Source organism: Pseudarthrobacter cremeus (assembly GCF_051857465.1).
Classification (GTDB): Bacteria; Actinomycetota; Actinomycetes; order Actinomycetales; family Micrococcaceae; genus Arthrobacter.
In genome coordinates this window covers 57,215-83,923 of the sequence record NZ_JBPZHC010000009.1, presented here as the reverse complement: position 1 = coordinate 83,923, position 26,709 = coordinate 57,215, and the positions used below count along the sequence as shown (strand labels likewise).

Annotated in this window: 21 protein-coding genes; 3 read left to right on the top strand and 18 right to left on the bottom strand. The window is 66.5% G+C overall.

Annotated elements, in window-relative coordinates:
- Positions 1-69 precede the first annotated feature (69 nt).
- Genes hutI through tdh form a run of 4 tightly spaced genes read right to left on the bottom strand, consistent with a single transcriptional unit; the run spans position 70 to position 4,734 of the window.
- Positions 70-1,281: an imidazolonepropionase gene (gene hutI, locus ACS5PJ_RS16445; protein ID WP_439435943.1), complete on the bottom strand. Its 1,212-nt coding sequence runs from the start codon at positions 1,279-1,281 to the stop codon at positions 70-72.
- 11 nt (positions 1,282-1,292) lie between these two features.
- A complete protein-coding gene (locus ACS5PJ_RS16440; RefSeq protein ID WP_439435942.1) occupies positions 1,293-2,417 on the bottom strand; it encodes an NAD(P)/FAD-dependent oxidoreductase in 1,125 nt (374 codons plus the stop codon).
- Between the two features lie 53 nt (positions 2,418-2,470).
- Positions 2,471-3,679 (bottom strand): glycine C-acetyltransferase, encoded by a 1,209-nt coding sequence (locus tag ACS5PJ_RS16435; RefSeq protein ID WP_439435941.1) that lies wholly within the window; start codon positions 3,677-3,679, stop codon positions 2,471-2,473.
- Positions 3,680-3,687: 8 nt separating this feature from the next.
- The gene (gene tdh, locus ACS5PJ_RS16430; RefSeq protein ID WP_439435940.1) at positions 3,688-4,734 is read right to left on the bottom strand and encodes an L-threonine 3-dehydrogenase; all 1,047 of its coding nucleotides are present in this window, start codon (positions 4,732-4,734) and stop codon (positions 3,688-3,690) included.
- A gap of 139 nt (positions 4,735-4,873) precedes the next feature.
- Between tdh and ACS5PJ_RS16425 the strand changes: the two genes are divergently transcribed.
- Positions 4,874-5,785, top strand: coding sequence for a LysR family transcriptional regulator (locus ACS5PJ_RS16425; protein WP_439435939.1), 912 nt, complete (start codon positions 4,874-4,876; stop codon positions 5,783-5,785).
- 33 nt (positions 5,786-5,818) lie between these two features.
- Here the strand turns inward: ACS5PJ_RS16425 and ACS5PJ_RS16420 are convergent, their stop codons facing one another.
- The 5 genes from ACS5PJ_RS16420 to ACS5PJ_RS16400 form a co-directional block, all read right to left on the bottom strand.
- Positions 5,819-6,427, bottom strand: a complete 609-nt coding sequence (locus ACS5PJ_RS16420) for a hypothetical protein (protein ID WP_439435938.1) — start codon at positions 6,425-6,427, stop codon at positions 5,819-5,821.
- 207 nt (positions 6,428-6,634) lie between these two features.
- Positions 6,635-8,143 (bottom strand): Asp-tRNA(Asn)/Glu-tRNA(Gln) amidotransferase subunit GatB, encoded by a 1,509-nt coding sequence (gene gatB, locus ACS5PJ_RS16415; protein ID WP_439435937.1) that lies wholly within the window; start codon positions 8,141-8,143, stop codon positions 6,635-6,637.
- Entirely contained in the window at positions 8,143-9,738 is a 1,596-nt protein-coding gene (gatA, locus tag ACS5PJ_RS16410; protein WP_439435936.1) for an Asp-tRNA(Asn)/Glu-tRNA(Gln) amidotransferase subunit GatA, read from the bottom strand. Before gatA ends, gatB begins: the two co-directional genes overlap by 1 nt.
- Positions 9,739-9,741: 3 nt before the next feature.
- Positions 9,742-10,038, bottom strand: coding sequence for an Asp-tRNA(Asn)/Glu-tRNA(Gln) amidotransferase subunit GatC (gene gatC, locus ACS5PJ_RS16405; protein WP_108598482.1), 297 nt, complete (start codon positions 10,036-10,038; stop codon positions 9,742-9,744).
- Positions 10,039-10,184: 146 nt separating this feature from the next.
- Complete coding sequence (locus ACS5PJ_RS16400; protein WP_439435935.1) at positions 10,185-11,672, bottom strand: CitMHS family transporter; 1,488 nt, start codon at positions 11,670-11,672, stop codon at positions 10,185-10,187.
- A gap of 225 nt (positions 11,673-11,897) precedes the next feature.
- On the opposite strand from ACS5PJ_RS16400, the gene ACS5PJ_RS16395 reads away from it, so the two are divergent.
- Positions 11,898-13,718, top strand: a complete 1,821-nt coding sequence (locus tag ACS5PJ_RS16395) for a sensor histidine kinase (RefSeq protein WP_439435934.1) — start codon at positions 11,898-11,900, stop codon at positions 13,716-13,718.
- On the top strand, positions 13,711-14,373 hold the full coding sequence (locus ACS5PJ_RS16390) for a response regulator (RefSeq protein ID WP_439435933.1): 663 nt from the start codon (positions 13,711-13,713) through the stop codon (positions 14,371-14,373). The genes ACS5PJ_RS16395 and ACS5PJ_RS16390 overlap by 8 nt, the downstream gene beginning before the upstream one ends.
- Positions 14,374-14,504: 131 nt before the next feature.
- On the opposite strand, the gene ACS5PJ_RS16385 is transcribed toward ACS5PJ_RS16390, so the two are convergent.
- The 9 genes from ACS5PJ_RS16385 to ACS5PJ_RS16345 form a co-directional block, all read right to left on the bottom strand.
- On the bottom strand, positions 14,505-16,064 hold the full coding sequence (locus ACS5PJ_RS16385) for an HNH endonuclease signature motif containing protein (RefSeq protein WP_439435932.1): 1,560 nt from the start codon (positions 16,062-16,064) through the stop codon (positions 14,505-14,507).
- 108 nt (positions 16,065-16,172) lie between these two features.
- Positions 16,173-16,556, bottom strand: a complete 384-nt coding sequence (locus tag ACS5PJ_RS16380; protein ID WP_439435931.1) for a RidA family protein — start codon at positions 16,554-16,556, stop codon at positions 16,173-16,175.
- Positions 16,557-16,603: 47 nt separating this feature from the next.
- Complete coding sequence (locus ACS5PJ_RS16375) at positions 16,604-17,107, bottom strand: GNAT family N-acetyltransferase (protein ID WP_439435930.1); 504 nt, start codon at positions 17,105-17,107, stop codon at positions 16,604-16,606.
- Positions 17,108-17,133: 26 nt separating this feature from the next.
- Positions 17,134-17,952: an inositol monophosphatase family protein gene (locus tag ACS5PJ_RS16370; RefSeq protein WP_439435929.1), complete on the bottom strand. Its 819-nt coding sequence runs from the start codon at positions 17,950-17,952 to the stop codon at positions 17,134-17,136.
- Positions 17,949-20,261: an NAD-dependent DNA ligase LigA gene (gene ligA / locus ACS5PJ_RS16365; RefSeq protein ID WP_439435928.1), complete on the bottom strand. Its 2,313-nt coding sequence runs from the start codon at positions 20,259-20,261 to the stop codon at positions 17,949-17,951. The genes ACS5PJ_RS16370 and ligA overlap by 4 nt, the downstream gene beginning before the upstream one ends.
- 128 nt (positions 20,262-20,389) lie before the next feature.
- Positions 20,390-20,653, bottom strand: coding sequence for a WXG100 family type VII secretion target (locus tag ACS5PJ_RS16360; protein WP_354147146.1), 264 nt, complete (start codon positions 20,651-20,653; stop codon positions 20,390-20,392).
- Between the two features lie 147 nt (positions 20,654-20,800).
- Positions 20,801-21,385 (bottom strand): hypothetical protein, encoded by a 585-nt coding sequence (locus ACS5PJ_RS16355; protein WP_439435927.1) that lies wholly within the window; start codon positions 21,383-21,385, stop codon positions 20,801-20,803.
- Between the two features lie 122 nt (positions 21,386-21,507).
- Entirely contained in the window at positions 21,508-25,953 is a 4,446-nt protein-coding gene (locus tag ACS5PJ_RS16350) for a type VII secretion EssC family protein (RefSeq protein WP_439435926.1), read from the bottom strand.
- Entirely contained in the window at positions 25,950-26,654 is a 705-nt protein-coding gene (locus ACS5PJ_RS16345) for a hypothetical protein (protein ID WP_439435925.1), read from the bottom strand. The genes ACS5PJ_RS16350 and ACS5PJ_RS16345 overlap by 4 nt, the downstream gene beginning before the upstream one ends.
- Positions 26,655-26,709: the final 55 nt, after the last annotated feature.

Sequence of the window (26,709 nt, the reverse complement as noted above, 5' to 3'; positions counted from 1 at the left end):
CAAGAAATGACGCTTCCTGATTATAACAGAGGCCAAAGGTGCAGATTACGTCAGAATTGTGGGTGCGGGCTACCTGGCCCGGACACCTTCCCGCCACACAGCGTACGTCAGCGGCATGCCCGGACGGTAGGCGAGATGCGTGGCTGAGGGGGCATTCAGCATGTGCAGGTCGGCGCGGTGCCCGACGGCAAGAGAACCCACCGCCCGGCCGCCGTCGGCGTCGTCCCCTGCCTCCCGGTGCAGCGCCAGCGCACCCCCATACGTTGCGGCACGGACGGCCTCGTGAACCGTGAGCCCCATCTGGAGCACCGCGGTGGCAACACAGAACGCCATGGAACTCGTGTAGGACGTACCCGGGTTGCAGTTGGAGGCCAGCGCCACCTGAACCCCGGCATCAAGCAGCTCACGCCCCGGCGCGAGAGGCGCCCGGGTGGAGAGGTCACAGGCGGGGAGGCACGTGGCCACGGTCCCCCGGCGTCCTGTTCCGGCGGCGGCATTCCACCCGGACCAGCTTTCCGCCAGCGCCGCCACGTCATCGGCCGACAGATAATTCACATGGTCCACGCTCGCAGCACCCAGGTCCACTGCCAGCTGCACGCCGGGGCCGGGACCGAGCTGGTTGCCGTGCACGCGGATCCCCAGGCCGGCTTCCCTGCACGCCTCAAGCACGCGCCGGGACTGTGCGGCCGTGAAGGCGCCCTCTTCGCAGAACACGTCAGCCCAGCGGGCATAGGGCCGGACGGCCTCCAGCATGGGGCCGCAGACCAGGTCCGTATAATCCGCGGCATCGGAACCGGCGGGGACCAGGTGCGCGCCGAGGAAAGTGACTTCATCGGCCAGGGTGGAGGCAATCCGCGCGCTGCGGGCCTCGTGCTCGACGTCCAGCCCGTAGCCTGTTTTGGTCTCCAGATAGGTGGTGCCCTGGGACACGGCTTCGGACACCCGCGCCATGGCCAGCCGGGTGAGATCGAAATCAGAGGTGCGGCGCGTGGCATCCACGGTCACGGCGATACCGCCTGCCGCGTACGCCTCCCCCGCCATCCTGGCCTCGAACTCCGCTGTGCGGTCCCCGGCGAACACCAGGTGGGTGTGGGAATCCACCCAGCCGGGCAGCACCGCGCGTCCACCGGCATCCACCACAGTGTCCGCGGCCGGGGCGGACGCTGCGGCACCGAGCCACGCGATCCGTTCGCCCTCGATCACCACCGCGGCGTCAGCCAGGACCCGGTGTTCCAGGTCCTGGGTCATCAGCTCGGAAATATTGGTGATCAGGGTACTCATAAGACCATTCTTCAGCGCCGGATGGACCAGCGCGTGGCCGCGAGCGCATCCGCCGTCCGGGATGCCGGACCATCCGCGGCTCCCTGCCCGCCACTCTGCCCGGCGCCGTGGCCGGCCAGGATCTGTGCCGCTGCGAGTTCAGCCATGGCAGAGGAGGTCTGGAAGCCGTAGCCGCCCTGCCCGGCGAGCCAGTAGAAGCCGGCGGCCTCGGCGTCGAACCCGGCTACCGGGATGCCGTCGGCAGCCTCTGTCCGGAGTCCGGTCCAGGCGTTGCGGATTCCGCCGATCCCGAGCGTGGTCACCTGGTTGAGGTGTGAGATCAGGCGCTCGACGTCGCCGGGCCGCGGCCGGGCGTCCTCCGGTCCGCTGGGGACCGACTCCGACGGCGAGATCAGCACCCCGTTGGCCTCACGGCGGAAGTAGAAGGAGTGGTCCGCTGCCGCGACCATGGGACTGCCCTCGGGCAGGGGACGTTCGACGTCGACAATCGCCGCGGTGCGCCGGTACGGCTGCAGCCCGAGCTTCTCCACACCGCTGATGACGGCAAGTTCGTCAGCCCAGGCACCGGCAGCGTTGACCATCACGCCGGCCTGGAATGCCTCCTGGCCGGCACCCACTTCCCACCCTGCGCCCAGGCGCTGGGCGGAGTGCACCCGGGCGCCGGTAATGATGTCTGCTCCTGCTGCCTCTGCCCGCTGGCGGTGGTCGGCCAGCAGCACGGGGGCGTTGCAGCCGAAGGAGCCGGTGTCCAGGCCCGCTGCCGCGAAGGCGTCAGGCACCAGCACCGGGCACAGCTCCAGGGCACGGGCATGCGAAATGGCCTGCATGTGGCCACTGGCCTCCGCGAGGACGGCTTCCTCGGTGCCGATGAGCATGAAGCTGCGCGGCGACAGCACGGGTTCGGGCAGGTCCGGGTCCCGGGCCGCCATCAGCTCCAGGGTCCGTGCGGTCAGCTCCTGGACCACGTCCGGTCCATAGCTGGGAATGAGCTGGCGGGCGGAGCGGGAGGACGCGTGGTAGGCCAGCTCCTGCTCCGCCTCGACGAGTCCCACGCTGCAGCTTCCGGCGAGCGCGGAAGCCAGGGACAGGCCGGCTATGCCGCCGCCGACAATCAGGACATCGTAGTGAGCTGCCATGGCACCATCCTTGCAGAATTGCCGGGCGCCGCGCCCGGGTTGGCCGGTGTGGTTTAGTCCTGTACCGCTGCACGGCTGGCGACGAAGGCACGCACGCATGCTTCGACGTCGTCCGCTGAGTGTGAAGCGGAGAGCTGCACCCTGATCCGGGCCGCCCCGCGCGGGACCACCGGGAAACTGAACGCTGTGACGAAGACGCCGTGCTGGAGCATCTGGTCGGCCACCTTGGCGGCCATCACCGCGTCCCCGAACATCACCGGGACGATCGCGTGTTCGCCGGCCAGCAGGTCAAAGCCTTCCTCGGTCATCCGGCGGCGGAACAGGCCGGCGTTCTCGAAGAGCCTGGTCCGCAGTTCGCCCGAGTTCTCCACCAGGTCAAGCGCCTTGATGGTGGCTGCGACGATCGCCGGGGCGAGGGAGTTGGAGAACAGGTAGGGCCGCGCCTTCTGGCGGAGCATGGCCACCACCTCGCTGCGGCCGGAGACGTAGCCTCCCGAGGCGCCGCCCAGCGCCTTGCCGAACGTCCCGGTGTAGATGTCCACCCGGTGCGATACGCCGGCGTGCTCAGGGGTTCCGGCACCCGTGGCACCCATGAATCCGACGGCATGGGAGTCGTCCACCATCACCATGGCGTCGTACTGCTCGGCGAGGTCGCAAATGGCCTCCAGGGGCGCCAGGTAGCCGTCCATGGAGAACACGCCGTCGGTCACAATGATTTTGCGCCGGGCGGGCTGATCCTGTGTGGTGGCCTCGATCAGCTTGGCCTCAAGGTCTGCCATATCCTGGTTGGCATAACGGAACCTCTGGGCCTTGCAGAGCCGGATGCCGTCGATGATGCTGGCGTGGTTGAGGGCGTCGGAGATGATGGCGTCCTCCGGCCCGAAAAGGGACTCGAACACGCCGCCGTTGGCATCGAAGCAGCTGGAGAACAGGATGGTGTCCTCAGTCCCCAGGAACTTCGAGACCCGGGCCTCCAGCTCAAGGTGCAGGTCCTGGGTGCCGCAGATGAACCGGACGCTGGCCATGCCGAAGCCGCGGGAATCCATGGCGGATTTCGCGGCCGCGATGATGTCCGGGTGGTCCGCCAGGCCCAGGTAGTTGTTGGCGCAGAAGTTCAGGACCGGTGCCCCCGGCCGGCCCAGCTGCCCGGCCGTGACGTGGCTCGATTGCGGTGAGCTGATGGTCCGCTCGGTCTTGAAGAGCCCTGCGGCGCGGATCTCGTCCAGCTCGGTCTGCAGCTGGTCCTTGATGGTGGTGTACATGGCGTTCCTTAGAGTTCAGTCCAGTCGAGGACAACTTTGCCACCGAGGCCGGCGCGGGCAATCTCAAAGCCTTTTTCCCATTCCGCGGCAGGCAGTTTGTCCGTCACAACAGCGGAAATGGCGGCGTGCAGCACCGGATTGGAGGAGAGCATGGCGCTCATCGCATACCAGGTTTCGTACATCTCCCGGCCGTAGATGCCTTTGAGGGTCAGCATGTGCGTGACCACTTTGGCCCAGTCGATGGTGATGTCCTGGCTGGGCAGGCCGAGCATGGCAATGCGGCCGCCGTGGTTCATGTTCTCGATCATCTCAGGAAGGGCCGTGGGGTGGCCCGACATTTCCATCCCGATATCGAAGCCCTCCCGCATGCCGAGTTCACGCTGGGCTTCCCTGATGCGGGTTTTTGAGACGTCGATGGCGAGGTCCACCCCGAGCCGGCGCGCCAGCTCAAGCCGCGGCGCGGACACGTCGGTGATGGCGATCTTGCGTGCCCCGGCGTGGCGGGCGACGGCGATGGCCATCAGTCCGATGGGACCGGCGCCGGTAATGAGCACGTCCTCGCCCACCAGCGGGAAGCTGAGGGCAGTGTGGACGGCATTGCCGAAAGGATCGAAAATGGCGCCCAGTTCGGGGGTGATCGAGGGGTCGTGGTGCACCCAGACGTTGGTCTCGGGGATTACCACGTACTCTGCGAACGCGCCGTCACGCTGGACCCCGACGCTGACGGTGTGGATGCACATCTGGCGGCGGCCTGCCCGGCAGTTACGGCAGATTCCGCAGACCACATGCCCCTCGCCGGAGACCCGGTCCCCTACTTTGACGTCGCGGACGTCGGCGCCGGTTTCCACCACTTCGCCGTAGAATTCGTGGCCGGCGATCAACGGGGCCTCGATCATGCCCTGCGCCCAGGTGTCCCAGGACTGGATGTGGAGGTCTGTGCCGCAGATCCCGGTGGTCATCACGCGGATCTTGACGTCGTCCGGGCCGGTTTCGGGTTCCGGGCGGTCAACGAGCTCGAACCCGGCATGGGCGCCGGACTTGTAGAGGGCCTTCATCGGCTTCCTAACTTCTTGGCAATCGCCCCGCGGCGTGGGGGCGGAGATCTTCCTTCATTAGAGCCACTAACGAAGCATTAGCACAAGCAGTAATTTCTCAATCGACGATGAAGTTTCTCCTAATGCGTAGACTGAGCCCATGGAAATTCACCAACTGGAGATCCTCCGTGAGCTTGGTGCGCTGGGCAGCGTGAAAGCTGTCGCCGAGACCCTGATGGTCACCCCTTCCGCCGTCTCGCAGCAACTCGCCCTGCTGCAGCGGAACGTCGAGGTTCCCCTCACCCGCAAAGAGGGCCGGAACCTGGTGCTCACCGAAGCCGGCCAGGTGCTGGCCGACGCCGGCGCCGCCGTGGTCAGTGCCATGGCTGACGCGCGGACCGCGATCGGCGCCTACCACGGGTCACCTGTGGGCCCGGTGACCATCAGCGGGTTCCACAGCGCGGGCCAGGCCATGTTCGCCCAGCTGGCGCGGCGCCTCGACGCGCCCGGCCAGCCGAGAATCCAGCTGTCCGACGAGGATGTGGCGCAGCAGGACTTCCCGGCGCTCACGGCCCGGTACGATCTGGTGCTGGCGCACAGGATGGACCACAGCCCCCGATGGCCCCAGGAGCGGGTGGCCGTGATCCCCCTGGCCCACGAGCCACTGGACGTGGCCCTCCCCGCCGGACACCGTCTCGCCGGGCAGGACACGGTGACCGCGGCCGACGTCGTGGGGGAACCCTGGGTGACCAGCCACACGGGCTACTCCCCCGCCGATGTCCTGTCCGCCGTCGCGGCCGTCTCCAGCAGGGAACTGAACATCGTCCACCGCATCAACGACTACTCCATCGTGGCGGCGCTGGTGGCGGCCGGTGGCGTGCTGGGCCTGCTGCCACGGCACACGGCACGGCCGGTACTCAACCCGGGCATCGTGCTGCGGCCGCTCGAAGGCATCAGCACCCGGCGGCGGATCGACATCCTGGCCCGTCCCGAGAACCTGAAGCGCCGCTCGGTGATGATTGTGTGCGAAGCGCTGCAGGCCATCATGACCGGGCTGGTGGAAGAAAGCTGAGCCCGGCTTCTTGAGACTGGGTTTGCGGGCGGTTCAGCTGCCGGTTCCAGAACCCTTGGGTTTGCCCAGCCCATGACCGTGGCCCTGGCCCATACCTTTGCCGAGGCCCTTGCCGATTCCTTTGCCCGGACCGGTCCCGGCGCCTTCCACGATGTTCCGCGCCGTGACGTCGTTTCCCTTTTTTACCCCCGTGACCCTGACGGACCCGCCCGTGGCGATTTCTTCAATGGTGACCTCGGAGGGCCGCAGCCGCTTGCCGTCGTCGCCCGTTGCAGGGGCTCCGTCCGCTTTCGGCGCCGGGAACTTGATGATCCGGGTCTCAGCGTTGACGGCATAGTTCTGTGTGAAGCCGTCCTCGCTCTTCACGGTGATCGATGTTGCGCTGACGGCTTCGACGGTGCCTTGCTGGCTCAGCTCGGTTTCGAAGGTCCCGTCCGCCTTCTTGACCACGCTTTCGCTGTGCACATGCTGGGGCCGGTCGGACTTGTCCTTCTTCGCGGGGGCGGACGGCGACGCAGACGGGGAGGGTGATGGCGGGTCGGAGGCGGACCACGCGATCGCCACGCCTGTTCCGGTCAGCGCTAGCGCCACCGCACCGGCCAACAATGCCTTGCGGATTCTCAACGGTTCCCGGACCGACATGGCCATTCCTCCCACAGCATCTGCAGGGCGGCGGCGCCCTGAACCTTCAGTGTAGGTCCGGGAACCGCCGCTGAAAACGAGTACTTTGCGGACTGTGGAAAGTGAGTACTGCTACTTAAAGCCACACCGGTAAAAGCCAAACCGGGCCGCAGCAGCAGCTGCGACCCGGTGGGGTTAAAGCGACACGGTTGGGTTAAATCAGGCCAATCAGCCTTCGACGCCCAGTTTTTCCAGGATCAGCTCGCGGACGCGGGCGGCGTCGGCCTGCCCGCGGGTGGCCTTCATCACGCCACCCACGATCGCGCCGATGGCCTGGAGCTTGCCGCCGCGGATCTTCTCGGCGACGTCGGGCTGCGCGGCCAGGGCAGCATCGATGGCTTCCAGCAGGGGGCCATCGTCGGAGACCACGGCCAGGCCGCGCTTCTCAACGATTTCCGCCGGTGTGCCTTCGCCGGCGAGCACGCCGTCGAGGACCTCGGTGGCCATCTTGTTGTTGATCTTGCCGTCCTCCACCATTTTGCTGAGCTCCACGATGGTGGCGGGCCGTACGCCCAGCTGGCCGGGATCGACGTCGGCGTTCTTGGCACGGCCGACGATCTCGCCCATCCACCACTTGCGGGCCACGGAAGCGGTAGCACCGGCGGCGATGGTTTCTTCGATCTCGTCCATGACGCCGGCGTTGACCACGTCGCGGAATTCCAGGTCCGAATAGCCCCAGTCGGCCTGGAGCCGCTTGCGGCGCGCCGCGGGCGGCTCGGGCAGGGTAGCGCGGAGTTCCTCCACCCATTCGCGGGAGGCAACGATCGGAACCAGGTCAGGCTCCGGGAAGTAGCGGTAGTCATCGGCGTCGGACTTGGCCCGGCCCGACGTCGTCGTGCGGGTGTCCTCGTGCCAGTGGCGGGTCTCCTGGGTGACCGGCACGCCGGAGTCCAGGACGGCCGCATGCCGCCGGATTTCGTAGTGGACGGCGTGTTCGACGGCGCGCAGCGAGTTCACGTTCTTGGTCTCGGAGCGGATACCGAAGCGTTCGCGGCCGTGCGGGCGCAGCGAGACGTTTGCATCACAGCGCACGTTGCCGCGTTCCATCTTCGCGTCCGAGACGCCGAGGTTCTTGACGATTTCCCGGACCGCTGCCACGTAGGCCTTGGCCAGCTCGGGGGCGCGGGATCCTGCGCCCTCAATGGGCTTGGTGACGATTTCCACGAGCGGAACGCCGGCCCGGTTGTAGTCCACCAGGGAGAAGTCGGCGCCCTGGATGCGGCCGGTGGCACCGCCCATGTGGGTCAGCTTGCCGGCATCCTCTTCCATGTGCGCGCGTTCGATCTCCACGCGGAAGATGGTGCCGTCGGAGAGTTCGATGTCCAGGTAACCGTCATAGGCAATCGGGTCCTCGTACTGTGAGGTCTGGAAGTTCTTGGGGGTGTCCGGGTAGAAGTACTGCTTCCGGGCAAAGGTGCAGGATTCGGCGATCTTGCAGTTAAGGGCAAGGCCGATCTTGATCGAGGACTCGATAGCGGCCTTGTTCACCACGGGCAGGACGCCGGGCATGCCCAGGTCCACCTCGTTGACGTTGGTGTTGGGCTCGTCGCCGAAGACGTTGGGCGCGGAGGAGAACATCTTGGTCTTGGTGTTGAGCTCCACGTGGACCTCGAACCCCAGGACGGGATCGTATTTCTCCATGGCCTCTTCGAAGCTCAGGGTTGGTTCAGTGATCATTATTTTGCCTCCTGGGTTCCGACAAGTCCGGCCACCGGCTGTTCCGCAAGTTCCGGGGCCTGACCCAGCAGCGGGCCACCCCACTTGGCCTCCAGCAACGACTCCAACACAGCACCCACCCGGTAGAGGCGGGCGTCCTCGCGGGCGGGGGCGAGCAACTGGATGCCAACCGGCAGGCCGTCCTCGTCCGCCAGTCCGCCCGGCAGGGTCAGCCCCGGCACGCCGGCGAGGTTTGCCGGGATGGTGGCGACGTCGTTGAGGTACATAGCCAGCGGATCGTTCAGTTTCTCCCCCAGCTTGAACGCTGTGGTGGGGGCCGTGGGCGAGATCAGGACGTCAGCCACCGTGAAGGCGGCGTCAAAGTCGCGCTGGACCAGGGTGCGGACCTTCTGGGCGGAGCCGTAGTAGGCGTCGTAGTAGCCAGCACTCAGGGCGTAGGTGCCCAGGATGATGCGGCGCTTGACCTCGTCGCCGAAGCCGGCGGCACGGGTGGCGCCCATGACCCGCTCAATGGTCATCGGGCCCTCTTCGGGCAGGACGCGCAGGCCGTACCGGACGCCGTCGAACTTTGCCAGGTTGGAGGAGGCCTCCGACGGCATGATCAGGTAATAGGCGCCCAGGGCGTACTGGAAGTTGGGGCAGGAGACCTCAACGATCTCGGCGCCCGCCTGCTTCAGCAGTTCCAGGGAGTCGTTGAAGCGGTTCTCGACGCCGGCCTGGTAGCCCTCGCCATGGAGTTCCTTGATGATGCCGATCCGCATGCCCTCGACGTTGCCGGTCCGGGCGGCAGCCACGAGGTCTGCCAGCGGGTCCGGCAGGGATGTGGAGTCGTGGGGGTCGTGCCCGCCGATGACCTGGTGCAGGAGGGCGGAGTCCAGGACGGTCCGCGAAACGGGTCCGATCTGGTCAAGCGAGGAGGCCATGGCGATCGCGCCGTAGCGGGAAACGCCGCCGTAGGTGGGCTTGACTCCCACGGTTCCGGTGACGGCGCCCGGCTGGCGGATGGATCCGCCGGTGTCGGTACCGAGGGCCAGCGGGGCCTCGAAGGCGGCGACGGCGGCAGCGGAACCGCCGCCCGAGCCGCCCGGGATGCGGTCCAGGTCCCATGGATTACGGGTGGGACCATACGCGGAGTGCTCGGTGGAGGACCCCATGGCGAATTCGTCGAGGTTGGTCTTGCCCAGGATGGGCATTTTGGCGGCACGAAGCCGCTTGACCACTGTGGCGTCGTAAGGGCTGTGCCAGCCTTCGAGGATCTTCGAGCCGGCCGTGGTGGGCTGGCCGATGGTGACGATCAGGTCTTTGACGGCGATGGGCACGCCGGCGAGTTCGTGGAGTTCCGCTGCTGCGGCGCCACCGGCGGCGCGGATGGCGTCCACCTCGGCGGCAACGGCGAGCGCTTCTTCGGTGTTCACGTGCAGGAAGGCGTTGACGCCGCGTTCGCCGCCGTCGACGGCTGCGATCCGGTCAAGGTATGCCTGGGTGACCTCGACGGAGGTGACCTGGCCGGCCGCCAGCATGCCGGCCAGCTGCGCGGCGGAGGAACGGATCAGGCGCTCGGCGCTGATGGACCCGTTCTGGTTCTGTTCAGTCATGTCTTATGCCTCATCCAGGATTGCGGGGACCTTGAACCGGTTGTCATCCGAGTCCGGTGCTCCCGAGAGTGCCTGCTCAGCCGTAAAGGTGTGGCCCACGACGTCCTCGCGGAACACATTGCTCAGCGGGATCGGGTGGGAGGTGGCCGGGACGTCGTCGCCGGCGGCTTCACTGACTGATTTGACCGAATCAACGATGACGGCGAGTTCGCCGGCCATCCTGTCCAGCTCTTCGGCACTCATCTCGATGTGAGCGAGCCGCGCGAGGTGCGCAACGTCGTCACGGTTGATCGCAGCCATGGATCTCCCCTGCAAAGTTTGAATTGTTTTCCGAACCAGTCTAGTGGGGAAACGTCAGTGCCCGTCTGACGACCCCCAGCGGGCTTCAGACGGGCACCTCGGTACCGTGGTCCCGGCCCCGGGGGCCGGCCACAGGCAGGATAAGACTAACCGATTCCGATGGCTCCGGTAAGCATCCCTACGCCGAGCATGACGAGGGAGACCACAGCGGTCCGCCAGAGCACCTTTTTGTGGTGATCGCCCAGGTCAACCCTGGCCAATGAAACGAGCAGCAGGATGGCCGGAACCAGCGGGCTCTGCAGGTGGAACGGCTGGCCTGTGATGGAGGCCCGGGCCATTTCGGCAGCACTGATGCCGTAGTGTCCGGCGGTCTCGCTCAGCACGGGCAGGACGCCGAAGTAGAAGGCATCGTTGCTCATGAAGAACGTCATGGGGATGCTGAGGACGCCGGTGATGACGGCCATGAAGGGACCCATGCTCGTGGGGATGATCTGGACCAGCCACGCGGACATTGCCTCCACCATGCCGGTCCCCTTCAGGACACCGGTCAGGACGGCGGCGGCCATGACCATGCTGACCACAGCCACGATGGAAGGTGCATGCGCGATCAGCTGGGCACCCTGGTCCTTGACCTTGGGGAAGTTCACCAGCATGGCGACGGCGGACCCCACCATGAAGACGAACGGCAGGGGCACGACGTTGGCAACCAGCACCGCCATGACGGCGACGGTCAGGCCCAGGTTGAACCAGAACAGCTTGGGCCGCAGCGTGGGGCGGTTGGGGTCCAGGGCCGTGTCAGCCATGGCGGTGTCTTTGTCATCCACCAGCGTTTCGGTGCGCTCAAGGACGGCAACTGAAGAGCCTCCGACGGCGGGAGCCCCGGTTCCGAGGATGCCGGAACCCTTGCGGACGGTACCACCGGCTGCGGTACCACCGGCGGGGGCGCCACCGGCGCCTGCTTCAGTGCCGCCGTCGAACTTTTCAGCGGTATCCGGCACGCCCCAGATGTCAGGTTCGGTGGCGCGGAGGCGGTTGCGTTCCTGCATGCCCAGCACCCAGGCGAAGGCGAAGACCACAACGAGGCCGGCGATGAGGGACGGGATCATGGGGACGAAAACGTCGTTGACGTCGAGCTTCAGGGCGGTGGCGGCGCGGGCGGTGGGGCCGCCCCACGGCAGGATGTTCATGGTGCCGTTGGCGAGGCCGGCGACGCAGGTGAGGACCACCGGGCTCATTTTGAGCCGCAGGTAGACCGGCAGCATGGCCGCGGTGGTGAGGATGAAGGTGGTGGAGCCGTCCCCGTCAAGGGACACTGCTGCGGCGAGGACGGCCGTGCCGAGGACCACCTTGGCGGGGTCGTTGCCGAGTTTGCGGAGGATGAATTTCACCAGCGGGTCGAACAGGCCGACGTCGATCATCAACCCGAAGTAGATGATGGCGAACATCAGCAGTGCCGCGGTGGAGGTCATGGACTTCATCGAGTCAAGGACCATGTCCCCGATGCCAAGTCCTGCACCTGCAAAGAGGCCAAAAACGGTGGGAACAATGATCAGCGCCAGGACTGGCGTCAACTTCTTCGTCATGATCAGCACCATGAATACCGCGATCATGGCGAATCCAAGTAATACCAGCACGGCCGGCTCCTTCTTGTGAACGGCGACACAACGACGTGACGCGTGCTACAGACATTAGGGTGGCGGACGTCACGGCTGTGCCTTTGGCTCAATTGATTGGCATACTGCTTATTCAGAGCATTTTGCGCATTGTGCTCACGCCGTGGTGCCGCTGGATGGCGCCCCTGCGTGAGGGTTCCGCGTGGTGCCCCTGCCAGCCGAAGATGCGCTTTCCAAAGGAGGATCATGCAGCGTCCAGCCGCCCGGCCGCCGATGCGGTTCTCCACCCAGACCCTGCTCCTGCAGTTGGGCGTGGTGCTGCTGGTGGTCGTGCTTAGCGCCGGCGTGCACACGTGGCTGACCTACGGCAGGATCGGCGCCGAAGCCGAAAACCAGGCCCTGACGCTGGCACGCACCGTGGCCTCGGACCCGTCTGTACGGGCCGACGTGCTGGCCATCAGTGAACAGCCCGGCACTCCCCCGCCCGCGGAGCTCCTTGCCGGCCCGCTGATGGCCACCGCTGAGGCCGCACGCACCCGGACCGGTGCCCTCTTTGTGGTGATCACCGATGAGACCGGGCTGCGGCTCGCCCACCCGGACCCTGGCCGGCTGGGCGAAAAGGTCAGCACCGATCCCTCCGAGGCCCTCGCAGGACGGGAGGTGACCACCCGCAACACCGGCACGCTCGGCCCATCGGCCGGCGCCAAAGTCCCGGTGTATGCACCCGGGACAGAGACCATTGTGGGTGAAGTGAGCGTCGGATACTCCATGGAGAGCGTCGGCCAGAGTGTTGCGCGGGACATCGGGCCGGTTGCCCTGGCTGCTGCCGGTGCGCTGCTGACGGGCGTGTTGGCGTCGTTTCTGCTGCGGCGCAGACTTCAACGCCTGACGCTGGGCCTGGAGCCGGAGGAAATCAGCACCCTGGTCCACGATCAGGTGGCCGTGCTGCAGGGCGTGGACGACGGCGTCATCGGCGTGTCGGCCGATGGCAGGATCAGCGTGTTCAACGCCGCCGCCCAGCGCCTCCTGTCGCAGCCGGACCTTGCCGGGACCCCCTGGGCAGATGCGCCGGTGCCGGAGCAGCTCAAAGCGTTGACACTGCCCGATGCCACGGAAGGGGACGCCATTGAGCTGGTGGCCGGCGGGCGGGTGCTGGTGGTCAGCGCCCGCAAGGCCCTGCACCGCCGGGAGGACCTTGGCTGGGTGATCATGCTGCGCGACCGCACCGAACTGCAGCAGCTGACCAGGCAGCTGGACGCCGTGGGCACGATGTCCACGGCATTGCGCGCCCAGCGCCACGAGTTCGCAAATCAATTGCACACCATCGCCGGGCTCATGAGCATCGGGCAACACCAGCAGGCCCGCGACTACCTGGCGGGGCTTGCGGCCACCGGGCCACTCAAATTTCCGGTGGACCAGGCCGAACTGCTCCAGGACCCTTACCTCCAGGCATTCGTGGGCGCCAAGGGTGTGGAGGCAGACGAACGGGGCGTTGCGCTGCGGATTGGCCCCGAGACTCTGGTCCGCGGCCAGGTCACCGAGCCTCAGGATGTGACCACGGTCCTGGGCAACCTGATCGACAATGCTGTGAACGCCGCCGTCGCCGGCTCCTCCCCTGACCGCTGGGTGGAGCTGGAAGTGCTCGACGAACCGGACGACGACGGCGGCACGCTGCACATCGTTGTCGCCGACTCCGGCGACGGGCTGGGCGCCGGGACGGACGCTGAAGCTGTCTTCGTCGAAGGATTCACAACGGCGGGCACTATGTCCGGTGCGGCGGCAACAGCGGCAAAAGGATCAGGGGCTCCCGGGTTCAGCCGTTCCAGCGGTGGCCAAGGGTTGGGCCTGGCTCTTGCCCGGCAGTTGGCCCGCCGCCGCGGCGGCGACGTGAGGGTATTGGAGGCCGGCTCGCCGGGAGGACCGGGCGCCGTGTTTATGGCGTCGCTGCCCCGCACCACTGCAGGAAGCAGCACAACAGACAGACCGGCAGCTGGCAGCAGGGAAACAACTGGAACCGAGCACGCAGCCGCCATCAGGGACACAGCTGGAAGGGATAACGATGCCTGAGGATTACAGGGTGTTGATTGTGGACGACGACTTCCACGTGGCCAAGCTGCACTCCGCCTATGTGGATTCGGTGGCTGGGTTCCTCGCGCTTTCGCCGGTGGGTTCGGCGTCGCTGGCCCTGCAGGCGATCCACAGCCTGCGCCCGGACCTGGTGCTGCTCGATGTGTATCTGCCGGATGCGTCCGGTCTGGACCTGCTGCAGCAGCTTGACGTGGACACGATGATCCTCAGCGCGGCGTCGGACGCTGCATCCCTGCGCATTGCGTTCCGCCGCGGAGCCTTGGGGTATCTGTTGAAGCCGTTCACCGCCGAGTCCCTCTCCCAGCAGTTGAGGTCCTATGCCAGGTACCGCCGCATCCTGGGCCAGCCGGGCGTGCTGGACCAGGAAGCGGTGGAGCGTGCCAAACGTGCCCTGATTCCCGGCGATGTGACGCCGTCGGCCAAACCCCGCTCGGCCACGGAGGCCGCCGTCCTGGAGTCACTGGTTCCCGGTGAGCAGTACTCGGCCGCTGAAGTCGCGACGCGCGTGGGGGTATCCCGGGCCACGGCGCAACGCTACCTGTCCTCGCTGGCCGACGACGGCGCCGTGGACATCCAGCTGCGCTATGGAAGCACCGGCCGTCCCGAACACCGCTACGGCCTTCCAGCCCGGTAGGTTCGGTCGACCCGGCTGAAGTCATCGTTGGCCCGCAGCCGTCAAGCACTCCGGGGCCGGAAAGCCGCGGCAACCCTCACGGATCAACGGATCATGGCATCCTCGGACGGGCTTGAATCAGCCTGCAACCCTCACGGATCAACCGGTATCGCATCCTCGTGCGGGCCTGAGGAAGCATGCAACCCCGGACCGGCGGGGATGCTCACGGCCGGCAGGTGAACCTGCAGGTCTTCCGGCAGGTCTTCTGGCCAGTGTGGTGGTTCCCAGTCGGGGTATTCGCTGGCGTAGCGTCGGCCGGTGGGTGAGATCCAGCCGGGCGGGTGGTCTTTGGTGGCCGGGCCGGGTTCCCAGCCGCCGGTGTGCCGGAGCTTGTGGTGTTTGGGGCAGGGCTGGGCCAGGTTGCTGATGCCGGTGGTGCCGCCCTTTGTCCAGGCGAGGAGGTGGTCCGCTTCGTTGTCCAGGGACTGGTTGTGGCAGCCGGGGAACGGGCACTTCCCGTCGCGGAGGCGCAGCCATTGGCGCTGGGCTTTAGTGACCGGGTAGCTGGTCCGGCCGATCTCCAGCGGTGCACCGTCCCGGGGGTCGATCAGGACGCGGTGGAAGGACGTGGCGCCGTCGGCGATGAGCCTGCGTGCCATGGTGATCGGAATCGGCCCGTACCCGTCCAGCATCGCCGGCTCATCGGTGGCGCCGAGCAACGCCATGATGGGCGCGGTGAGCAGGACCTGCGCCCGCGGCGACGGCACCCGCCCCGCGGCACTTCCGCCCTTGCCGCTACCCGTGTCCGCCGTCAGCCCGGTGCCTCCGTCAGCGGGAACCACGGTGCCGCTGGCTTCCGTGTTGGGCGTGATGTCGCCGCCGAGGAGCAGGTTGGCGGCGGTGTCGGCCCGCCTCTGGGTGAGGGTGCGGTCCTCGTCCGGGCCCTGCAAGGCGCGGGCGGCGGCGGTTACCCGGTTCCAGATCCCGGCGGCCTGGTCCGCGGGCAGGTACGCCGAAAGCCAGGCCATCCCGTCCCGGTCCGGCCGGTATTCCAGCCGCCGGTCCGCGACCGACCTGTTGTGGCGTTTTTCGATGCTGACCGGGTGGTGCCGTTCCCGCCAGATCCGGGCCTTGTGCCGGAACCTGGAGGCGACCAGTTCACCGGCCGGGCAGCCCCGATTGGGGTTCTCCACCCCGGGGTCCAGGAAATGCGCCTCCAACGCAGCAGCGGCGGCGGGGTCCAGGCTGGTGGTCTCATCCACCATCACCCGGGCATGCTGCCACGACAAGGACCCGGCCGTCAGCGCGGACAGGGTCAACGGCAAAGCAGTCGTCAGCGCCTGGGATTCGGCCAGCAGGGCTGAGGCGGTCCTTTCGCCGACCGTCAATGCACACGCGACTTCGGCCACGACCGCCATCTCCTGGGCGCGATCAGACATGTCAGGGGACGCCAGCGCCTGGGCCGTATCCGCGTACCCGGCGGCCGCGTGGACCATCACTGCGGCGACCTGAGCATTAATCCTGGTAGTCAGCGCCAGCGTGTCCAACCAGCCATCAGCTTCCCGGCGCAACGGATCATCATCAGCACACCCAGCCACCTCGGCAGGCTCCGCGGTCCCGCCCGAATCAGTCCCGCGCTGAGCCGCAGCGAGCAGCAAGGCCGCGGAAGCACAAACAGCCTCCGCCGCCTCAACCGCTGCCCTGTTTCCCATACCCACATCATCTCGCCGGGCACCGACAAAAACGGCGAAGCTAAATGCCTATGTGGATAACGTGGGCAGGCGGACCACCGTCACATCCTCAGTGTTAAAGTGCCGCTGTCAGCTGGCGCTTTTCTGGGCCACGAGTTCGATTTCCACGAGCATCTCTGGGTCCAGGAACGGCAGGACGTGCACCAGCGCGAGCGTGGGACGGATCTCGCCAAAGACCTCGCCGTGGGCCCGGCCGGCCTCTTCCCACTTGCTGATGTCCGTGAGGTACAGCTTGGACTGGACGACGTCTTCGAAGCTGAAGCCGGCGTCGGCCAGGACCGTCCCGAGTTTCTGCAGGATGAACCGGGTCTGGGTGTAGAAGTCGTCGCCCACAATGCCGTCCTCACCGCTGGCGGCCGTTGCCGAGATGAAGAGCGTGTTGTCCACCTGGACAGCCCGTGAGTAGCCGAGGGTCTGTTCCCAGACGGAGCCGGTGCCGAAGGTTTTTCGCATGGTGGGCCTTTCAGTGCCGAAAATGAGTCGGCACCACTTTAGGGCTGCTAGACGTCGAGCCGGTAAACCAGCAGCTTTATGTCGGTGCCTGGAACCAGCCAGTCACGTTCCGGGACCCGTGTGAAGCCCGATTTCCGGTACAGGCCATGGGCGCTCTCCCACGTCTTGCCGGTGGTGAGGGCCACCGCCTTGATTCCCGGGAGGGACCGGGCGTGGTCGATGATGGCTTCCACCATGGCCTTGCCCGCCCCGCTGCGCTGAACGGCGGGGTCCACCACAAGCATCCGGAACTCCAGCTCATCCGCCAACGCGATGTCGGCGTACGGTTCTCCGGCCACCGCCAGGGTCACCGAGCCCACGACGCGCCCCTCACGCTCGGCAACCCAGATGGTGGCCTTCGCTGCACGCTCGGCAACCTCCTGGATCTGCCGCATGTAAGGGTGGTCCGGGCTGTCGAAATATCCGGCAGCCAGATAGGAGTCCCTGGTAATCCGGGCGATGGAATCGAAGTCGGCCTCAATGGCGGGTCGGATGGTTATCTGCGGCTGCACCCGACAATGTTAGTGGCCGTGCATGGTCAAAGCGGAAACTTGCCCGAGAGCTCCAGCGTTCCGGCGCAGGTCCAGGCCGCGAGCCTGTCGTCATCGGTGGGTCCGCCGTCCAGCGGACTGGCCAGGCGGGGCCGCCGGACCCAGCAGCCGGCTTCCTCGGCAATCAGAGCGCCGGCGGAGAAATCGTGTTCGTTGAGCCCACGTTCGCCGTAGGCGTCATGGGTCCCATCGGCTACCAGGCAAAGGTCCAGCGCGGCCGAACCCAGCCGTCTGACGTCGGCGAATCCGTCCATCAGGTCCGCCAGCAAAGCGGCCTGTTCCGTGCGGACGGCGGGATCATAGCTGAAGCCGGTGGCCAGGATCTGGCCGGCACGGCCGGCTACGGGGCCCTCCAGCCGCGTTACCCGGTCGCGTTCTTCCAGCCACGCCCCTTGTCCCCGGGCAGCATAGTAGATGCGGCTCAGCGCTGGCGCGTGTACGACGCCGGCCAGCCAGACGCCGTCGGGATCCGCCACCGCCACCGAAGTGGCGTAGTAAACGATGTTCCGGATGAAGTTGGTGGTGCCGTCCAGCGGGTCGATGGACCAGCGGTAGCCGCTGGGTTCCGCCGGCCGCAAGGTGCCGTGTTCCTCGCCTGTGATGGTGTCCAGCGGCCTGTCAGCGGTGATCGCGTTCCTCACCGCGTTCTCCGCGGCGACGTCAAAGGCTGTGACCCAGTCGCCCGAGTCGCCTTTATTGCTGACTTCCAGGGCATCGCCGTTCCGGGAGGCCAGAACGGCGGCGCCCGCAGCGGCGGCGCGCCTGGCCACCGCCAGCAGCTCGGTGACGAGGTCCGGGTGGTTCATTCGGCCTCATCCGGTTCGCTGGCCGCAGCTTCTCCGGCAGGTGCAGATGCGACGGCCGCGCCGTCGTCGACGGCTCCCGCAGAGGCGGCGGCCGCAGCCGGGCCGTTGGCCAGCAACTCCCGGAAACCGTCCTCGTCCAGCACCGGCACCCCCAGCTGCTCGGCCTTATCCAACTTGGTGCCGGCATTTTCGCCGGCCACCACATAGCTGGTGTTCTTCGATACCGAGCCCGCGGCCTTTCCTCCCCGGACCAGGATTGCTTCCTTGGCCTCGTCCCGGCTGAAGTTCGGAAGCGAGCCCGTCACCACAATGGTCAGGCCTTCCAGCGTGCGCGGTGTGGACTCGTCCCGTTCGTCCTCCATCCGGACCCCGGCTGCCGCCCAGCGGTCAATGATTTCCAGGTGCCAGTCCTCGGCAAACCATTCCTTGAGTGCGGCCGCGATGGTGGGGCCAACCCCGTCCACATGGGCCAGGTCTTCCTCCGAGGCGTTCCGGATGGCGTCCATGGAGCCGAAAGTCTGGGCGAGCGCCCGGGAGGCCCGCGGGCCCACGTGCCGGATGGAGAGCGCAACCAGCAAACGCCACAGAGGCTGGCTCTTCGCTTTTTCCAGTTCCTTGAACAGCTTCTCCGTGTTGGCTGTCGGCTTGGACGGCGACTTGGCGGTGCCCTTGCTGAAGAAGTAAGGCACCAGTTCGAACTCGCCGGTGGCCACTCCCTTGGAGCGCTTCTCACGCCTGATCCGGACGTTCGCCAGGTCTTCGGGGGTGATGTCGAACAGGGCAGCCTCGGTGGTCAACGGCGGCACGTCCGGCTCGGCGGGCTGGGTGAGGGCGATGGCGGCTTCCCAGCCAAGCGCCTCGATATCGAACGCTCCGCGGCCGGCGAGGTGGAAGACGCGTTCCCGGAGCTGCGCCGGGCAGGACCGGGAGTTGGGGCAGCGGATATCCACGTCCCCTTCCTTGCCCGGGGCAAGCGGAGTACCGCACGAGGGGCATTCGGTGGGCATCACAAAGTCCCGGACAGGCGGATCCTGCTGATCGCGGAGTGCGAGCACGGGACCCACGATTTCGGGAATGACGTCGCCTGCTTTCCGCAGGACCACGATGTCGCCGATTTTCACGCCCTTGGCCTTGACTACGTCCTGGTTGTGGAGAGTCGCCATTCCCACTGTGGACCCGGCCACCTTCACGGGCTCCATCACCCCGAACGGGGTCACGCGTCCGGTGCGCCCGACGTTCACGGCTATATCAAGCAGCTTGGTGTGGACTTCTTCCGGCGGGTACTTGTACGCGACGGCCCAGCGCGGCACCCGCGTGGTGTAACCCAGGGCGCGTTGGGTGGCGAGATCATCAACCTTGACCACAATGCCGTCGATTTCATGCATCAGGCTGTGGCGTTTATCGCCGTATCGCTTAATGAACGCAAGGATTTCCTCGAGGCTGCCGAGCACTTCGAAGTAGGGGCTGACGGGGAGCCCCCAATTCTCCATCGCGGCATACGTCTGGGACTGGCTTTGCGTCTCCAGCCCCTCGCGCGCCCCGATGCCGTGGACAAACATCTTCAGTGGACGCTTCGCGGTTTCTGCGGGGTCCTTCTGGCGGATGGACCCCGCCGCGGCGTTCCGTGGGTTGGCCAGCGGCGCCTTTCCCGCTTCGATCAGTGCCTCATTGAATTCCGCGAACGCCTTGGAGGGAATAAAGACCTCGCCCCGGACTTCCATCTCCGGCGGAAAGCCGGTGCCGGTCAGTTCCTGCGGGATTTCCTTGATGGTGAGCACGTTGTGGGTGATGTCCTCGCCGGTGGTGCCGTCCCCGCGGGTGGCGGCGCGTACCAGTTTCCCGTCGCGGTACAGCAGGTTGACGGCCAGGCCGTCGATCTTCAGTTCCGTCAGCCAGGCAGGCCCGGCCGTGCCGTTCCCGATCCTGGCGACTGATGCCTCGGCTTTGGTGATCCACGCCTCCAGCTCCTCGAGGGAAAAGACGTCTTCAAGGCTGTACATGCGCTGCAGATGTTCGACGGCGGCAAACGCGGCGGAGACTTCGCCGCCCACCTCCTGCGTGGGTGAGTCATTGGCCACCAGTTCGGGGTGGAGCGCCTCGATCTCCTCCAGCCGACGGAAGAGGGTGTCGAATTCGGCATCCGAGACCAGGGGTTCATCCTCCTGGTAGTACGCGAACCTGTACTTCCGGACGAGGTCTGCGAGGTTCTCGTATTCCTCGCGCACTGACCCTGAGGGAACGTGGTCCGGCCCGGTAGGGTCATCGGTGCTGGCGGCTGTCTTCCCTGCGGGGACGGGTGCTTTGCTCACAAACCTATCTTGCCCTACCCGCAGCATCTCTTGCCTTACGCCAGGTGGCACCGTGGCTCCTCAACGCCGGAGGGCCCGGACACTGTGCTGTGTCCGGGCCCTCGCGGTGATATTTGTGGTGCCGGCGGCTAGCGTGAAGCCTGGTCCTGCTCGTTGGCGTTCTTGGTGGCCTTCTGGCCGGCTTCGTTCAGCGCCTGGATGACCTGGTTCAGCGCGCTGGTGTGGGCGCCGTTCCATTCGCTGCGGAAGTGCTGTGCGTCCGGGCCTTCCCAGTTGGTGCTCTCCAGCACGCGGCCGAGGTTGGTCCGCTGCTGCTCGATTTCCGATGCACCGGCCTTCAGCTTGTTTCCCAGAGTCCTGAGCTGCTCTACATCTGCGCCCCAAATAGCCATCAGTTTTCTCCTCATATCTTGGATCCGAACTCGTCGGCATCCCCAGCGGCCTCCGGCTCATCCGGAAGATCCATCACCTAGAACCTATCCCGGCCCCCGAAACACTGTCGATGGGCACCGCTGCCCATCCCGGACTGCCCATGCAGGTCAGTGCGAGGAGAGCCGGTTCCGGCCCCACCAGGCAAATGCCAGCCCGGCGACGCCCACCAGCAGCACCCCGGCCATGATGGCCAGCAGCCCGGGGCTGCCGAAGAGGCCGGAGCCGTCGTTCCGCGACACCCCGGCGGCCTGGGTGGGCTTGGCCGACTTGGTGACTGGTGTGTTCCAGTTCGATTCCGTGGACGGGGTTGTGGACGACGGCGATGTGCTGGGGCCAGTGGTGGAGGGCGCGGAAGATGCCGTCTCCTCGGTTGGCGAAACGATTGGTTCCGGAGCCGTGGTGGCGATCGGTTCCGGGGCTGCAGGTGCCGGCGCCGCCGGTGGTGCAGGAAGCGCCGGCGCCGGGGCGGGTGGCTCTATGGTCGGCCTGGGGTCCTGTTTTCCGGGGTTCCCGGGGGGTGTCTTATCCCCGGAGTCGACGAGGATGACACCGCAGTTGAGCAGGCACGACGGGGTGGGTTCAACGGTTTGGGCATGCACCGGTACAGCCGCCGAGAGCCCCACCGACAACGCCAGAAACGCACCTGCAACAGTTGCGGAGACGTTCCGGAGCACAGCGGAGGATCGGATCATGTTTTCCTTTTCGACGGCGCGCGGCACCCCTCCGCGGCGAACTTGTGTTTCCCGTAGTCTCCTACAGCGCACAACGGGGCCGCAAATCCCCCGGTTCCCGGCTCCGCCGGAAAAGCCGGTTTTCAGTCCCTGTTTTCGGGCGGCAACGCGATCTGCAGTTTGCGTGCCTTGCCCCGTCCCACAATGTAGCCCCGGCCCGGAATGAACTCCGGACTGACCCGGCCCAGCGACGTATTGAGCAGGCTGTCCCCTTCAATGTCCCCGGGGTTGATGAGCAGGCCCCGGCGCCCCGATTTGAACGGCTGGGACAATGACCACGCCGAGGACCAGGTGGAGGTTTCGGACTCTCCGATCACCCACTGGTCGGCTTTGAGCGACGCCGTCACGAGCTGCGAGACGCCCGATTCGGCCACAGAATCCGTGAACTCGGTCAGTCCCTCAATGAAGATCGCCACCTTGCCCGGGTTTCCGCTGGAGTGCGCGATCAGGTCCTCGACGACGTCCGAAAGGTCATCAGCACCCACCACCGACCGGTTCCAGACGGGCAGCGAGGCCACCGCTGACCGGCGCGAACCGATGTAGACCAGCTCCGTGTCGGGGTTGGACCGGCGAAGGGCGTAGGCCAGGCTGACCAGGGCCACCGTCCGGCCCGCCCCGGGAGGACCTGCGAGAAGGAGGGTGCCCTTGGCCATGATCGCGGCGGGCTGGAGAGTCTCGTCATCGACGCCGATGACGGGCAGGTCCGGGCTGCCGGCGGGGAGGACGTCCAGGTCCACCTGCTCCGGAAGCCGCTGGATTTTCGGTGCCTGCTCCAGTCCCTGGCGCAGCATCGCCTGGCTGAGCTTATGGACCTCGCGGGCCTGCAGCGCCAGGTTGGAGTTGCCGCCCAGGACTGCCAGCTGAACCTCCATGCCGCCCAGCAGGCCACGCCCCGGCGGCGACGAACTGCTCAGGACGTCCTTGGGAACGTCCAAGGACAGGTAGTCCTCCTCGGAGGAAAGCCGCAGCACCAGCCGGCGCTGGATCGATGCGAGCAACGACGCCGGTACAGAGCTGGGACGGTCACCGGTGACCACGAGGTGGATTCCGAGGGGACGGCCGTCCGTGGCCAGCTGGAGGAAGATGTCCCAGAGCGCGGACAGGCGGCTGTATTCGTACGTTTCACGGAAGGCTGACATGCCGTCCACCAGCACAAAGATGCGTTTCTCGTCCGGCTTGCCGGCAAGGGTCCGGTATTCGCCGATGGTGGATGCCCTGACGTCGGCAAACCGGGCTGACCTTTGGTCAGCGATGTCCCGAAGCAGGCGCAGCAGCCGCCCGACGCGTTCGATGTCGTCGCCACTGATGATCTCGCCCACGTGCGGCAGGTCTTCAAGCATGCTCAGTCCCGCGGAACCGCAATCTATCCCATAGATATGCACCGGACCGCCGCGCGGCGTGACCGCTGCGGCGATCGCAATGCCCCGCAGGGCAGCGGACTTTCCGGAACCCCCGGTGCCGTAGATGGCCATGTTGCCGTCTTTGTCCGGCTCGTAGAACACCGTGGGCTGATCCTGGCGCGCGGGGTCATCCGCAACACCCAGCAGCAGCCGCTCGTCCGTGCGCGGGTTGGGCAACAAGGAGAAGTCATAGGTCTTGGCCAGCTCGTCCAGCCACGGTTTCCGCGGCGGCCTGATGGCCAGCGAATCGGCTGCGCTGACGATGTTGGTGGTCATCCGGGAGATGTCGTTGGGTCCGGCCGGGGCTTCCCTGACAGGCTTCTCCGGTGCAGGCGCCTCCCAGCTGGGCCCGGAGCCGAACGCCATTTCGACGATGTCGATCCGGGGCCGCTGGGGTTTCTCGGTGGTCCAGCCGCCGGCGTAACCGGTCTGGAATCCCTGGATGCGGCCGGGGCCGGTTTTCGCGGCGCCGCGGCCCGGGATGGTCGGGTCGAAGTAGGCCGCGTCAGGCACCCCGAGGATGTCAGTGGCATCGTCCTCATCAGCCATGCGCAAAGCAACCCGGAGGTTGGTGTTCGCCCGGAGGCTCTCCTTGATGACGCCGGCCGGACGTTGCGTGGCCAGGATCAGGTGCAGGCCCAGGGACCGGCCGCGGGCAGCCACATCCACCACCCCGTCCACGAATTCCGGTACTTCCGTGGCCAGTGCCGCGAACTCGTCCACGACAATGACAAGGTACGGCGGGGCCTCAGGATCAGCTTCGCGCTGGAGCGCCAGCAGGTCCTTAGCCTTCTTCCGGTTCAGCAGGTGTTCGCGGTAATGCAGCTCGGCGCGGAGGGACGTCAGGGCTCGGCGGACCAGGTGCTGGGACAGGTCCGTGACCAGGCCAACAGTGTGGGGCAGGTTGAGGCAATCGGCGAACGCCGCGCCGCCCTTGTAGTCGACAAAGAGGAAGCTCACCCTGTCGGGGCTGTACGCGGCGGCCATGCCCATGACCCAGGACTGCAGGAACTCGGATTTGCCGGCACCGGTGGTGCCGCCCACCAGTGCGTGCGGTCCCTCGTTCTTAAGGTCCAGGTAGAGGGGCTCGATGCCCTTGGAACCCACCAGCGCGCGGAGTGTGCCATTGTCCTTGCGGTTCGGCACAGCGGACGCGTGAACGGAATTGTTCTCCACCCAGCGCTCCGCCACGGCCTTCGGATTGTCCAGGAAGTCCTTGCCGATCAATGTCGCATAGGACACTGCGCGCGGCAGGTCCGAGTCGTCACTGACGGGTTTGCCGACGTCGACCACCGGCGCGAGCATCCTGGCCAGCTGGGCGGCCAGTTCAGCGTCGAGGCTTTCACAGCTGACCGGGTAGGAGTGGCGCCCCAGGCGGACCTGCCCGGTGGTGGTGCCGTTCTCGCCGTCGACCACCATGAAGTCCCGGCAGGCAGCCGGGAGGGCCTGGATGTCGGTAGCCACCCACATCACGTGCACGCCGGAGTCCGGCCCGCGCTCAGCGAGGCGGGTCAGCCTGCCACGGTCCACCGGGGCGTCATCTTCGACGATCACCAGGACTGCCGGGAGCACCGGAGCCGGGAGCTCGTCCCTGGCCGGGTTGATTTCCGCCCTGGGCTCGGGGGCTGAGCGTCCGGCTATGGCTTCCCTGGCGTCGAGCAGGTCCTCCAGCCTGGCCAGCAGGGTTGAGCCGCTGGCGGAACCTGCGGCAAGGTGGTCCCCGGCGAGCGGGCTGTGGCCCGAGCCGACGTGGGGCAGCCACTGCAGCCAGTCCCAGCGCTGCCGGGACTGCGCCGACGTCATGGCGGTGACCACGGCTTCCGCCGGCGAGTGCAGTCCCACGAACTGCAGCACCATGCCGCGGGCGACGTCGTCAACGAGGCCGCGCGCCCCGGCTACGCCGAAAGACCCCGCAGCCCGGAGCTGGGAGACCACAGGGACGCCCTCTATGTCCTGGAACTGCTTGAGGCAGTCCTGGATCTCGCGCATGTGCTCAACGTCGGTGTCGTTGCTGGCCGGTTCATCGAAAATGATGCGTGAGGGGCTGGTGCCGAGCCCGAACCGGAGGCCCAGGAAGCCGATGTGCTCCGGACGGTGGGTCCACAGCAGCGGGCCCAGTTTGTAGATGGAATCCACGGTGTCGCTGACCGACGGGGCCTCCTGCAGGCGGACTGCGCGTTCCACATGCTGCAGCTCGGTGATGTCCTGGCGGAAAGCCGCCATGGATTCCCGGAAGTGCTTGAGCTGTTCCTTCTGCTGGCGCCTGGCCTGCATCTTGTGGTCCACGTAATGGCCCACAATGAACAGCGGCATCATCATCATGAACACCACGGACAGCACGTTCCGGGTGGCTGCGAACATGATTCCGCCCATCAGGAGCGGGGCCATCAGCATGATGTACGGGAACGGCTGGTGGTCGGGCCTCTTGGGCCCGGCCGGCGGCACACGTTTGGGGGCTTCGAAGCGGGGAACCACGCGTGGGGAGCGGTTGAAATCGACAAGGGGCGACGTCGGTGCTGCCGCATGGTTGCGGCCCAGTGGAACCACTGTGAGCGTCGTATCACCCAGGGTCACCGTGTCCGACGAGTTCAGCGTGGCCCGCGTAACGGGAAGGCCGTCCATCAGCAGCCCGTTGGCGGAGTTGGTGTCAACGATTTCCACGCTTTCGCCAACGTTGATGCGCGCGTGGCGTTTCGAAGTCAGTGGATCGGAGAGCCGGATGTCAACGTCCCGGTCCCGGCCAATGTAGCTGGTGCCGGAGGGCAGCGAGAATTCCTGGCCGACGTCGGGCCCTGAAAGGATCCGGAGCGTCGCAGCGGCGGGGCCGCGGTTGGCGCCCGGAACGTTGAAGAGTTCGCTGACCTCGGTCAGCGACACCACGGACCCCGGCCGCAGGCCCGACTCCAGAAGGTTGTCCGAACGGGAAAGGACGTTGCCGCGCATTCCGCCGGCCACAAATGCCTCGTCGATGCGCAGCGAAAGGTTCTCCGGAGGGGTTGATCCCTTCCGCTCGGGGTCGGCGGCCCACAGTTGGGTGGCGATGTCCGCCACCGTGGCCAGTCCGTCAACCGTGACGGCCAGGTCCTTCGTTTCCGCCGGGTCCCGGCGGAGTGTCAGCCGGATTCTCATCCTTCGTCCACGCCCCTCATCTTTTCAAGCAAAGGCAGGTCCTCTGCCGTGACCAGATGCGAGGTGACTGCGTGTTCGACGAGCCTCGCCCGCCGGTTGGTGGCCAGCTTGCCGCCGCCGCCGCGCAGCCCCACCACGCCCACCCGGTCGAGTTTGTCGCAGACGTTGTCGAGTTTCCGGTTGAACCGGGTGAGGGCCCAGCCAAGGGTCTTGGCGGCTGCAGCCGACGACGGGATGGCGCTGAAGCCCGTCCCTTCGCGGCGGAGCATGGGTTCTGCGAGGGCCACAATGAGGGCCCGCTGCGAATCGGTGAAAACCACGGGGCCGATCGTGGTGTCGCCGTTGCTGTCGTCCTCGCGTGATTCCTGGCGGAAGGACGGGGTCTTGAGGTGCACGGCGAACTCATAGGTAGTGGGGCCCGCGGTGAAGATGACGTTGGTGTGGCTGAACACCAACGGTATGCGGGCACCCGGCGACAGCCAGGCCTGCATGCCCCCGGAGCCGTCGGCGATGGTGGCGGAGAGCATCCTTCCCACGTTGCTGAGCCACCAGATCCCGTCGTAGCGGGCTACCTGCAGGAACTGACGGTGAAGGTAAGGGTTGTCGTCCACCTCGAGATCGCCTTCGCGGCCGATATTGAAGATTTCCTCATCGGACGGTTCGTACCATTCACCACAGAAATCTATTGCTAGATCCCCCATTTTCCGTGCCTCCTCGATTGGGCTGTGCCCACGTTTCTTAAACTTTCCCGGCCCG